Here is a 12,434-nt window from a genome sequence, read left to right as displayed (position 1 = left end):
GATTTAATGAGATGAATATCGCATTGATTGCACATGACCGTAAAAAGGACGAGATGGTGAACTTTATCATCGCTTATGAGACGGTTTTTGAGAATCATATATTATACGCAACAGGAACAACGGGCACTCGAATTATGGATGTGACGAAGCTCTCCATTCACCGTTTTATGTCAGGACCGCTTGGCGGTGATCAGCAAATCGGTGCTATGGTGGCAACGAATGAAATGGACCTGATCATATTTTTGCGCGATCCGTTAATGGCTCAACCGCATGAGCCTGACATTACAGCGCTGCTTCGTTTGTGTGACGTGCAAGGAATTCCATGCGCAACGAACATTGCGACCGCAGAAATATTGGTCAAAGCGCTTGAACGCGGAGATTTTGCTTGGCGTGAATTAGTACACAAGTATAAGCCAGGTGAGATCTAATGAGTTCATCCTTGGATATGCTCATTTTTGGTGCACACCCGGACGATGCGGAAATCGGAATGGGAGGAACCATTTGCAAGCATACAGCAGCAGGTTACCGCGTAGGTATCTGTGATTTGACATACGCGGAAATGTCCTCCAACGGTACTGTGGAGATTCGTCAGCAAGAAGCGAACCTGGCATCGGGTACACTGGGGCTGGCTGAGCGTAGTAATCTTGGACTCCCTGATCGTGGTTTATGGGTGAATGCATCAAATGTTGCAGCAATCACACAAGAAATACGTAAGCATAAGCCGCGGGTTGTATTTGCTCCTTATTGGGAAGATCGCCATCCAGATCATATTGCCTGCAGCAAGCTGGTTCAAGAGGCAGTATTTAATGCAAAACTTCGGCGTTATGAGCCAGAAACAGAGGCACATACTGTAGAAGCGCTATATTTTTACTTTATTAATGATGTCTTCGAAGCTGATTTACTTGTTGACATTTCCGGAGTGCATGAGCTGAAAATGAAGGCTTTGCAAGCATATCGCTCCCAGTTTGAAACGGTTGGGAGTCACAATGACTACGTCCACACGCCGCTCAATCAGGGCTATCTGGAAAGAATCATCGCAAAGGATCATATGCTAGGCCAGAAGCGCATGGTCGCTTTTGCGGAAGGTTTCGTCACGAAGGTTCCTTATCTCATTCAACAATTTTAAGTTTATATACTAGCTTGCAATTTTCACGTAAGGGAGGGAGTCCCATGAAGGAACGTCTAAAAATTGGTATTACCTGTTATCCGACGTTGGGCGGCTCAGGAGTTGTAGCAACAGAGCTTGGCAAGCTGTTGGCTGAAAAAGGCCATGAGGTCCACTTTATCACACATAGTATGCCATTTCGTCTCGGTAAATTTGATCGGAATATTTTTTATCATGAGGTAGAAGTTAACGATTATTATGTGTTTAAATATCCTCCATATGATTTATCACTCGCAAGTAAGCTGGCGCAGGTAGCTCAACTCGAAGGTCTCGATTTGCTGCATGTTCATTATGCCATCCCCCATGCGGTATGTGCGTTATTGGCCAAACAGATGGTCGGTGATCATTTGAAGGTTGTGACTACCTTGCACGGTACGGACATTACTGTGTTGGCGCAGGATGAGTCGTTAAGTGATTTGATCCGGTATGCTATTAATCAGAGTGACGCTGTGACGGCAGTATCGCAGGATTTGATTGAAGAAACGCGCAGGCTGCTTTCCATCGATAAGCCGATTGATTTGGCCTACAATTTTGTTGATAAACGAGTGTACTACCCACGAGAAGTGACGGCGCTGCGTAAAGAATTTGCCCAGCCTGATGAAAAAATATTAATACATATTTCTAACTTTCGACCTGTAAAGCGGGTAACCGATGTTGTAGAAATATTCAACCAAGTATCCAAGGATGTACCCAGTCGTCTGTTATTTGTCGGAGAAGGACCGGAGCTTTCAAAAGTATTGTGCAGGGTAAAAGAGCTGGGTTTGCTGGATCGAGTTACATTTTGCGGCAAGCAGGATGATGTGGCTCAACTGCTATCGTTATCTGATGTGATGCTGCTCCCCTCGGAAAAGGAAAGCTTTGGTTTGGTAGCACTTGAGGCAATGGCTTGTGGGGTACCTACTGTTGCGTCCAATACAGGGGGAATTCCAGAGCTGATCGTTCATGGAGAATCCGGATTTTTGGCGGACATTGGTGATATTGATCAAATGGCACATTACACGAAACAGCTGCTTACAGACTCGGCATTATATGAGAAGGTGACAGAAGCCTGTTTATATCGGGCACGCTACACGTTCTGTAATGATCTCATAACCAGACAATATGAAGAAATGTATTATCGTGTACTTGGACTTCCGATTCCGGATGAGATTAAGCTGAGGCCGATAAACTGTTAAGTGAAGGAATGAAGGAAATCATGGAGCAAGGGGCTTATGCCGTTCTTACGAAGCTGCAGGAGCAGGGTTACGAGGCTTATTTGGTTGGCGGCTGTGTTCGCGATAAGCAGCTGCTTCGGCCCGTCAAGGATTATGATATTGCCACCTCTGCCAAGCCCGAGCAGGTGCTGGATCTATTTGAACGCACAATCCCAACAGGGCTGCAGCACGGTACGGTAACGGTTGTTCTTGAGGCTCATCATTATGAAGTAACTACTTTTCGTAAAGAGGCAGCATATGAGCAATTCCGTCGTCCTGCCGAGGTGCAGTTTATTGACAGTTTGCATGAGGATTTGCAGCGGCGTGATTTTACGATGAATGCGATGGCGCTGGATCAGTTTGGGAATTTAATTGATCCATTTGGTGGTTTATCCGATTTGGAGCACGGGCTGCTCCGCTGTGTAGGTAACGCTTCGGAACGATTTACAGAGGATGCGCTGCGTATGCTTCGTTGTATCCGATTTTCTGCTGAATATGGTTTGGAGGTTGAAGCAGCAACGTGGAACGCTTTGTGTGAGCATTCCCTGCTTCTTAAGCATATCGCAATGGAGCGGGTACGCATGGAGCTGGAACGGATGATTGCAGGAGCAGATCCGGTGAAAGCTCTTGGTTTGCTGGTATCGAGCGGCATTCTCCGTGAAACGAAGCAAGCCTTAAAGCTGGCTCAGCTGGATCCGGAGCATATGCCGGCTGCTATCCATTTGCTATTGGAATCGGATGCACGCTGGACCTATTTATTTTTGTCAATGGATTTGAATGCGGCTGAGATCGAAGCAGATATGAGAGTACTCACCTTTTCTGTGCATCAAATAAAACGGGTTTATAAGGCGGCAGCTGCATTCTATATGCTTAGGGAAGGGCTGCTCCTGAATCAGCATGAATGTGTTCAGGACCCTGCACTTGAGAAAAAGCTTGAACTTCTATGGAAGCTCGGTGCCTTGACTTACGGTAAAGCGGCATGGCTTACAATTTATGATATTCTGGCTGTCGAGCCTCGGTGGATGGAGAGTCACGGTGAGGCAGGTTCTTTCATGCTCAGACGTGGGAAGGAATGGCTTGATGCATTGATCGTAGACAGTCTCAAACAGCTTCAGGTCGGGGGTAAGGAGCTTCTCGGACATATGAATAAGCCACCCGGACCTTGGATTACCGAGGTTCTTAATCATTTGTTACAGGAAACGGCACTTGGACGGTTGCCGAATGAAACCGGCTTGCTAATTGCTGAAGCCGTGCAATTCGTCAAACATCATAATCTGTAAGGAAGCGGTACATCTGTATGAATATAAATGAGCAATTGATACATTTATTTGTCAGTAATCCGGATGTATTTCTATCCGGTGAAGAGTTGAGCAACAAGCTGGCATGCAGCCGTACTGCGGTATGGAAGCATATTGAACGTTTACGTGCGGAAGGATATGTCTTTGAAGCTGTTCCGCGCAAGGGCTATCGGTTCATAAGCAAGCCGGACAAGCTGGATATCGGCCATATTTTGGAGCAGCTGCAGACCCGTGTATTAGGGCGCAAGATTCTGTATTATGATGAGGTTGAATCCACGAATACGTTGGCGCATGCAATGGTGCTTGAAGGTGCGGAAGAAGGTACGCTTGTCATTGCCGAGCATCAAACGACAGGTCGCGGCAGAATGGGACGCAAATGGCATTCTCCCAAAGGAAAAGGTTTGTGGATGAGTTTGGTGCTGAAGCCGCAGATTACACTCCAGTTTGCTCCTCAGCTTACGCTTCTGGTAGCCGTCGCTTTATGCAGATCGATTCGTAAGCTCACCTCGCTTCAGGTTGGCATCAAGTGGCCAAACGATCTGTTAATCGATGGCAAAAAAATTAGCGGCATCCTGTTAGAATCCAGTGCCGATGAAGAGAAGCTGCAGCACGTCATAGCAGGGATCGGAATTAGTGTAAATCTGGATTTGGACGATTTTCCTGAAGAATTAAGGTCGGTAGCAACATCCTTATCGATAGAAGCAGCCCAACAGATTGATCGTACTCAGCTGTTATGCCAATTTTTGCTGGAGCTTGAAACCTTGTACGAGCTGTATCATGAGCAGGGCTTTGCGCCTGTAAAGCTCTTGTGGGAAGCACTTAATGTATCGCTTGGCTGCACTGTTCGTTCGCAAGGACCACATGGTGTGATTGAGGCAACGGCAGAAGGCATTGATGACGCAGGAGCCCTCGTTGTCCGACTTGCCGATGGGTCTCTGACTAAATGGTATTCAAGTAATGTAGAATTCGGTTCACGGCAAAAATAACGGCAAAAATAATGTCTGTTCGTTGGATATAAAATTTGTTATAATAGAGCTAATATGAGGCGATATCAGTGATGAATTGCACTCACAAACCGGCTTTTGATTATTGTGAATGGGATTTTCAACAACTGAAAAGCTTTATGGAATATGTCGGATTCTGCTCTGAGCCTAACGGACCGAGACAGAAGGATCATATGATGTTAGTTCATGTGACCTTTTTGCCTATCCTTGGCTGAAAGGTTTTTTTGTTTGTGATAGTGGTAACCTAAGCTACAGGAAAGCAGGTGTTAACATGGAGAAACGTAAAGCGAACACGGTCACGAAATTTAAAAAGATGAAACAAGACGGTAATCCGATATCTGTGATAACGGCTTACGATTATCCTTCTGCACGATTGGCAGAGGAAGCGGGTGTTGATGCTATCCTGGTTGGTGATTCCTTGGGTAATGTCGTTCTGGGATATGAATCCACGATTCCAGTCACATTAGACGATATGATTTATCATTCGCGGTCCGTCGTGCGCGCGGCTACATCTACCTTTGTTGTGACGGATCTACCATTCATGACGTATCGTGGCAGCCTGGATACAACGCTTCGTAATGCAGCTCGTATTATGCAGGAAGGGTTAGCCAACTCGGTGAAGATGGAAGGCGGATTGGAGATCACAGAAGCCGTAGCAGCCTGTACAAGGGCAGGTATCCCGGTTATGGGGCACATCGGCTTGACGCCTCAGTCGATCCATCAAATTGGCGGCTACAAGATCCAAGGGAAAAGCTCGGAGCAAGCCCGCAGGCTGCTGGATGAAGCTAAGGCTTTGGAGCAAGCAGGTGCTTATGCAATTGTACTTGAGCTTGTAACTGACGAACTGTCCGCTCACATCACGGAACAGCTTTCCATTCCAACTATCGGTATTGGTGCTGGTCCACAATGCGATGGGCAGGTTCTCGTATTCCATGACGCTTTGGGCTATGGATCGGATATAGCGCCCAAACGATTTGTCAAGGTTTATGCGGAAACAGGCGAAGCGATCCGCAGCGGGTTAAAGCAATATGTAGCAGAAGTGAAGAACCGCAGCTTCCCTGCACGCGAGCATACTTATCATATGGATGAAGAAGTTGCCGCTGTTCTGTATGGCAGCAGCAAATAGAGGGAGGTACCAGGTTGGAGCACATACATCAAATACAAATTTTGCGGAATACAATAAGCAGCTTAAGAGCTGAGAAGCCCAACATACGTATCGGATTTGTACCAACGATGGGCTTTCTCCATGAAGGTCATGCAAGTCTGCTTCAAGCGGCACGCCAGCAATGTGATATTGTCGTACTTAGTATTTTTGTCAATCCGCTGCAATTTGGACCAAATGAGGATTTTGAACGTTATCCGCGGGATGAAACACGTGATTTGGCGCTGGCGAAGGCAGCAGGTACGGATATTGTGTTTAGCCCCTCAACGGCTGAAATGTATCCACGGCCTAGCAAAACGCAAATACTGGTATCAGGGGTAACGGAACGATTGTGCGGCGCATCACGCCCAGGGCATTTTGACGGTGTTGGCATCGTCGTGACGAAATTGTTCCAAATCATCCAGCCCGACGCAGCTTTTTTTGGCATGAAGGATGCCCAGCAGGTAGCGGTTATTAAGCAGCTGGTTACCGATTTAAATATGCCGGTCGAAATTGTGCCTTGTGCGATCATTCGCGAGCAGGATGGACTTGCGATGAGCTCACGTAATGTTTATCTGCAGCCTGAGGAACGCGAGCAAGCTCTCGTGCTCTCGCGTACGTTAAAGCAGGTGGAGCAGCAGGTTATTGAAATGAATGGAAATTTGCTTGCTTCAGAGCTGCAACAAACGATACGTAAGCAAATTGAGGAAATGCCGTTAGCGGATATCGATTATGTGGAAATATTGGCTTACCCAGATCTGGAGCCCATAGAACGTGTGAAAGAGGCAAAGGAAGCTATTATCGCTTTGGCTGTCCGTTTTGGGAAAACAAGACTAATTGACAATGTAATTATCCAGTTGCAGGAATAGCTTACATTCGATAAGCGGCAACAACCAGGAGGTTATCAACTATGTTCAGAACTATGCTGAAATCCAAAATACACCGCGCTACCGTTACGGAAGCTAACCTTAACTATGTCGGTAGCATTACCATCGACGAAGATTTAATTGATATGATCGATATTCTTCCTAATGAAAAGGTACAGATTGTGAACAACAACAATGGCGCCCGCTTTGAAACCTATGTCATTCCGGGTCCGCGCGGTTCGGGCGTGATCTGTTTGAATGGGGCCGCGGCGCGTCTGGTTCATCCTGGTGATACGGTCATTATTTTATCCTTTGTGATGATGTCTGATGAGGAAGCCAGAAAGCATATCCCGAGTATAGCCATTATGGGCGAAAATAATAAGGTTATCAGCGTTCTTAAGGAAGAAATTCATTCCACCGTGCTATAACGAATGAAAAGAGGCTTTCGAGCGAAAAATGAGGGTATGCTCAAGCTTAAGGTGGGATGCGCTTATGTTTAAACATCTTTTTACCTCGATGAATGAAATGCTCGATGAAGTGGCTGTGCATTATAAGGCGGCAGCTGGTGTGCACAAACAGGAGCTTGAGGAAAAGCTGCATATGCTTAAAACGATGAGTGATACTTTTATTGAGGAGTGGCTGCTGTTTGAGGAGAAGCTTGCTTGCTTTTACAGAGACCAGCAGCCAGCTGAGGCTTTAACCGACGTAATGCAGACGGAATTGGGTGATGTTCGCTCAGCTGAATTTATAAGAGGTCAGGGTTATTACAAGCTGATGATGTTTAGCGATGCAATCCGGGAATTTACGGTATTGGTACGTGAGCAGCCGGACTTCACCTTGGCGAGACTGTATTTAGCCATGAGCTTTTTGCAAAAAGGTGATATATCCGACAGCTATGGTCATTTCATTTTCTTATCCCAATGCACACAAAATCATCAAATCAAAGCTATTTCCTGCAGTGCGATGGGGTGTATTCAAATGCAGGAGCATAATGTAGACAAGGCCTCCGAATACTTCAATTTGGCGTTTCAATCAGATCCTTCCAGTGTAGAGCCTCTTCTCGAAATGGGATTATGCAGTGAAAAAAAAGGACAGCTTGATTTCTATTGGTAATTTTACTATTCCCTTTTTGGATGAGTATTGGTATGCTTAAAAGAAACAAGAACGAAGGAGTATCTGAAGAGTAATGAAATTCGCGGTTTTGGATTTTGAAACGACCGGGAGCCAGACTACGGACCGCATTATTCAGGTTGGCCTCGTCATAATAGTAGATGATACCATCACGGACAGGTATACTTCTCTGGTAAATCCAGGGGTCAGTATACCTTCTTCTATAATATCTTTAACAGGCATAGATGATGAAATGGTTAAAGATGCGCCCGAGTTGGATACGGTAATGGCTCGTATGGTACCGCTTTTGCAGGATTGTGTACTGGTTGGTCATGCGATTGCATTTGATTTGTCATTTTTGCAACGAGCTTTGGATGAGCATGGATATTTTGCGTTTGATGGTAAAGTACTGGATACAATTGATGCGCTTCGTGTTCTGTTTCCATCCTTATCCAGCTTTCAGTTAAGCATGGTTTGTAACAGCTTCGGCATTGAGCATGAGCGACCGCATCAGGCAGATAGTGACGCAGAGGTTACTGCGCTATTATGGATACGCTGTCTGCAGCGGTTCCAGGAATTGTCTCTGCTTACACTGCAGCGCTTATCTATGGTATTTGATGAGGTTACGACCGACTTTGGCTGGTTTGTGCGCGAAATGATTATGTTCAAGGAAATGTTCGCAGGAGAGGAAGAACCGGCAGGTCAAAATTATCGACAGTTTACTCTTGCGGTCAAGGACTGGGGTGAAGAGGATTCAGTTCGGGAAGAGAAAGACTTATTAACCTTGCCAGATGATTTTGCAGTATTTTTTGCTCAACTTAAACAAGCGCTCAAGGAGCGTTTTAAAGCCTACGAGGATCGTGAAGCACAGGAGATTATGCTGGCCGAGGTTGAGGCTGCATTCGAGCAGGAGCGGCATCTGATGATTGAGGCAGGGACGGGCACAGGCAAATCGCTTGGGTATTTAATACCCTCCTTGTTTTACGGGTTAAAGCATGACAAAAAAATGCTCGTCAGTACGCATACGATCAATTTGCAGGAGCAGATCAGGGAAAGGGATATCCCCCTTTTAATGGATTTATTTCCCGTCGGCTTTCGTGCTGCCGTATTCAAAGGAAGAAGCCATTACTTATGCCTGCGCAAATTTGAGACCAAGATGGACCAGCAGGATTTTGAGCATGGCAAGGAAGATCGGCTGACGGCGGGACAAATGCTGGTGTGGCTGAGTGAAACCGAACATGGCGACGATGAAGAGCTGCATTTTAGCGGTAAAGGCACACAGTTCTGGCATTCGGTTGCGAGCGACTCGGATTCCTGCCTGAATCGTGCCTGCCCGTGGTTTAAAAAATGCTTTTACCACCGGGCTCGCAACAATGCTAGCAATGCAGACCTGGTTATTACGAATCATTCGATGCTGTTTACTGATACAAAAGCAGAAAGTCGGCTGCTTCCAAGCTACAAGCATTTGGTCATTGATGAAGCGCACCATTTTGAAGAAGTGGCCAGCAAGCATCTGGGTATCGAAGTCGTGTACGGTGCTTTTGTTGGTACCCTGTGGTGGCTGTACAAGGATAGTCGTAATGGACAGCTGCCCATATTAAGCTCAAAGCTGAGCAGGGCAGACGGCGATAAGGGATTGGCGTGGAGTCAAATTCTGGACGCGATGCTTCCAGTTCTGCTGCAGATTAAAGAGGAATGGGATGAATTGACCGATTTGCTCTTTCAACTGGTGTCAACACGTTCTGATCCTTCCCAGCAAACCGAAGGCGGACAATTGGTTTACCGGCTTAAAAAGGATGACAAACCACCAAGCTGGGATAAGCTTCTGGTGCTGGAAGAGAACATGTATTTAAAGCTGACTGAAATTTTAAAAAAGCTGGATAAAGTGCTTAACGAAGTAAAGGAACAACAAGAAGTGCTGGATGTACAGGGTTTGGTTACCGACATTAGCGGTTCGGTGAAGGAGCTGTACAGGCTGAGAGATAATCTTCACTTTTTTATGGCTTTGACCGACGATAACTATGTATATTGGCTTGAAGCGGGAACAAGCAAGAGTAAGTCCATTCAGCTTATTAGTGTACCTGTCGATGTCAGTCCGATGCTTCAGGAGCATTTCTTTGAAGCCAAGGATAGTGTGATTATGACCTCGGCGACATTATCTGTTGGCAAGTCCTTCGACTATACCTGTGAGCAGTTGGGCTTGAATACCGATGAGCCCGAGGCCAAGCTGAAAACCGTGCAATTGCAATCGCCATTCAATTATCGTCAGCAAGCGCTGGTTGCAATACCAAGAGACTTCCCGAGCATACGCAGCAACTCAGGTGATAAACATTTTCTGGACAATTTATCTCAATCCCTGGCGGAAGTAGCTTTGGAAACGAAGGGACGTATGCTGGTGTTATTTACATCCAACCGGATGCTGAAGCTAACCCACGCGGCTTTAAAAGAGAAGCTGAGTCCATTCGGCATAGGTGTACTAGGCCAGGGTGTAGACAGCAGCAATCGCAGCAAGCTGACGCGGCTGTTTCAGAATAGTCCTTCCAGCGTATTGCTCGGTACGAGCAGCTTCTGGGAGGGTGTGGACATTCCCGGGGATGCATTAACTTGTCTAGCTATTGTCCGTTTGCCTTTTCAACCTCCGAATCATCCTTTGGTCGAAGCAAAGATGGAGAACCTGAAGAAACTGAATTTAAATCCTTTTATGAAATTATCGGTACCACAGGCAGTCATCCGTTTCAAGCAAGGTTTTGGTCGTCTGGTTCGGACAGCTCAGGATAAAGGTATTGTCATTATTTACGATACGCGTGTTATTGATTCGACCTACGGAAAATACTTTTTGTATTCGCTACCCGGACCCAAAATCGAACATATGCCTACGAATCAGCTAGTGGGTAGAATCAAGCAATGGATGGGAGAAAGCGAAGTATGAAAACGATCAAAATCTCGGAAGCAGTTGTTCGAAGACTCCCTGTATATTTGCGTTATTTAAATGAACTCAGTAAAAAAAGTGTGCATACCGTCTCTTCGCAGGATTTGGGTCAAAAGCTTGATCTGAATCCTGCTCAAATCCGCAAGGATCTGGCTTACTTTGGTGAATTTGGGAAAAAAGGAATCGGCTATGATGTAGATTACCTGATAGAAAAAATTCGTCAAATTTTGAAGCTGGATAAAGTAATTCCAGTCGCATTGGTTGGAGCAGGCAATTTGGGCAGAGCGCTGTGCAACTATAATGCCTACCTGAGGGATAATATGAAAATTGTCGCTATATTTGATGCTCATGATTCGAAAATTGGTGAATCCATAAATAATCTCAAGGTTAAGCATATGAGAGAGCTAAAGGAAACCATCAGGAGTCTGCAGGTGAGGATCGGGATCATAACCGTGCCTGCCTTTGAAGCACAAAATGTAGCTAATCAATTTGTCGAAAGCGGGGTAGAAGCGATTCTTAATTTTGCCCCGATCATTATTAAGGTTCCTAATGAGATTCGTGTTCATCATGCTGATTTCACGACCGAGCTGCAAAGCCTGGCTTATTATCTGGATGAAGAATAATCGAAATGAACATAGTAATCTACAAAAAGACCTATCAAAAGCTTTAAGCTTTTGATAGGTCTTTTTGTGCTGTGTAAGCTGATGGAGGATCTACACGAATAGAGCAATGACTTTATAGATAATAAATGAAAGCACCATCGAAATCGGAATCGTAATAATCCAGGTCATAACCATCTTCGTAACCGTAGCCCATTTAACATCGTGAAATCTCATGACAGTACCTGTCCCGATAATAGAGGACGAGATAACATGTGTAGTCGATAACGGCATACCAATGGCCGTTGAGGTTTGAATGATGATTGAAGAATTCAGATCGGATGCGAAGCCATTGATAGGTTCAATCTTTAGCAAGCGGCTTCCCATCGTTTTGATGATTCTGTAACCACCGATAGAAGTACCTAAACCCATCGCAGTTGCTGCGGAAATTTTGACCCATAAGGGTACATCCAGGTCTGTCTGGTAGCCAAGGGTTACAAGTCCGAACACCATAATTCCCATTGCTTTTTGTGCGTCGTTGCCACCATGAGACAGAGAGAGAAGACCCGCAGAAAAGATTTGAAAAAAACGGAACATCCGATTCATCTTGGAACGCGATTGATTGCCATTTACAATGATAAGCTTTCGAATGATCCACATGATCAGAAAGCCTGTTGCGAAGGCAATGATTGGGGAAAGGACCAGGATAATAACAATTTCTCTAAAACCGCCCCAGTTTAATGCGGCAAAGCCTGCACCGGATATAACGCTGCCAGCCAAAGCTCCGATTAAGGTGTGCGATGATGAAGAAGGAATCCCATAGTACCAAGTAATAAGGTTCCATATAATAGCTGTTAGCAGTGCTGCAATCAAAATTTCGACTCCATGTGGAATGGTTGCCGGATTTGCTACCTTACCACCTACCGTTTTGGCTACCTCGGAGGAATATATCGCACCTATAAAATTTAAAACGGATGCAAAAATGATTGCGAATTTGGGCGTCAGTGCTCTGGTAGAGATAGATGTAGCTATTGCATTGGCTGTATCATGAAACCCGTTGATAAAATCAAAGATGAGCGCCAACGCAACAATGATTATTAATGTAGTTAACATAATTTCCTCCTAGCGA

The 12,434-nt window shown here is 45.5% G+C and carries 12 protein-coding genes; 11 read left to right on the top strand and 1 reads right to left on the bottom strand.

Going from position 1 to position 12,434, the window contains the following annotated elements:
* Positions 1 to 11 precede the first annotated feature (11 nt).
* The 11 genes from LRL21_RS00760 to LRL21_RS00710 all read left to right on the top strand — a co-directional run bounded on the left by LRL21_RS00760 (position 12) and on the right by LRL21_RS00710 (position 11,329).
* Positions 12 to 428: a methylglyoxal synthase gene (locus LRL21_RS00760; protein WP_240413848.1), complete on the top strand. Its 417-nt coding sequence runs from the start codon at positions 12 to 14 to the stop codon at positions 426 to 428.
* Entirely contained in the window at positions 428 to 1,126 is a 699-nt protein-coding gene (gene bshB1 / locus LRL21_RS00755) for a bacillithiol biosynthesis deacetylase BshB1 (protein WP_240413847.1), read from the top strand. The genes LRL21_RS00760 and bshB1 overlap by 1 nt, the downstream gene beginning before the upstream one ends.
* A 44-nt stretch (positions 1,127 to 1,170) precedes the next feature.
* The gene (gene bshA / locus LRL21_RS00750; RefSeq protein WP_240413846.1) at positions 1,171 to 2,340 is read left to right on the top strand and encodes an N-acetyl-alpha-D-glucosaminyl L-malate synthase BshA; all 1,170 of its coding nucleotides are present in this window, start codon (positions 1,171 to 1,173) and stop codon (positions 2,338 to 2,340) included.
* 8 nt (positions 2,341 to 2,348) lie between these two features.
* A complete protein-coding gene (locus LRL21_RS00745; RefSeq protein ID WP_240413845.1) occupies positions 2,349 to 3,638 on the top strand; it encodes a CCA tRNA nucleotidyltransferase in 1,290 nt (429 codons plus the stop codon).
* 17 nt (positions 3,639 to 3,655) lie between these two features.
* A complete protein-coding gene (locus tag LRL21_RS00740; protein WP_240413844.1) occupies positions 3,656 to 4,642 on the top strand; it encodes a biotin--[acetyl-CoA-carboxylase] ligase in 987 nt (328 codons plus the stop codon).
* A 289-nt stretch (positions 4,643 to 4,931) separates the two neighbouring features.
* Positions 4,932 to 5,786 (top strand): 3-methyl-2-oxobutanoate hydroxymethyltransferase, encoded by an 855-nt coding sequence (panB, locus tag LRL21_RS00735; RefSeq protein WP_240413843.1) that lies wholly within the window; start codon positions 4,932 to 4,934, stop codon positions 5,784 to 5,786.
* A gap of 14 nt (positions 5,787 to 5,800) precedes the next feature.
* On the top strand, positions 5,801 to 6,670 hold the full coding sequence (gene panC, locus LRL21_RS00730) for a pantoate--beta-alanine ligase (RefSeq protein WP_275900527.1): 870 nt from the start codon (positions 5,801 to 5,803) through the stop codon (positions 6,668 to 6,670).
* A gap of 41 nt (positions 6,671 to 6,711) precedes the next feature.
* Positions 6,712 to 7,095, top strand: a complete 384-nt coding sequence (panD, locus tag LRL21_RS00725; RefSeq protein WP_240413842.1) for an aspartate 1-decarboxylase — start codon at positions 6,712 to 6,714, stop codon at positions 7,093 to 7,095.
* 64 nt (positions 7,096 to 7,159) lie between these two features.
* Complete coding sequence (locus LRL21_RS00720; protein WP_240413841.1) at positions 7,160 to 7,780, top strand: tetratricopeptide repeat protein; 621 nt, start codon at positions 7,160 to 7,162, stop codon at positions 7,778 to 7,780.
* A 73-nt stretch (positions 7,781 to 7,853) separates the two neighbouring features.
* Positions 7,854 to 10,706 (top strand): ATP-dependent DNA helicase DinG, encoded by a 2,853-nt coding sequence (dinG, locus tag LRL21_RS00715; RefSeq protein WP_240413840.1) that lies wholly within the window; start codon positions 7,854 to 7,856, stop codon positions 10,704 to 10,706.
* Positions 10,703 to 11,329: a redox-sensing transcriptional repressor Rex gene (locus tag LRL21_RS00710; protein WP_240413839.1), complete on the top strand. Its 627-nt coding sequence runs from the start codon at positions 10,703 to 10,705 to the stop codon at positions 11,327 to 11,329. The genes dinG and LRL21_RS00710 overlap by 4 nt, the downstream gene beginning before the upstream one ends.
* 90 nt (positions 11,330 to 11,419) lie before the next feature.
* Here LRL21_RS00710 and LRL21_RS00705 read toward each other — a convergent pair whose 3' ends face one another.
* Entirely contained in the window at positions 11,420 to 12,418 is a 999-nt protein-coding gene (locus LRL21_RS00705; protein WP_240413838.1) for an inorganic phosphate transporter, read from the bottom strand.
* Positions 12,419 to 12,434 lie beyond the last annotated feature (16 nt).

It is taken from the genome of Paenibacillus periandrae, from assembly GCF_022458865.1.
Taxonomy (GTDB): Bacteria; Bacillota; Bacilli; order Paenibacillales; family NBRC-103111; genus Paenibacillus_S; species Paenibacillus_S periandrae.
This window is presented reverse-complemented; position numbering and strand designations above follow the sequence as displayed.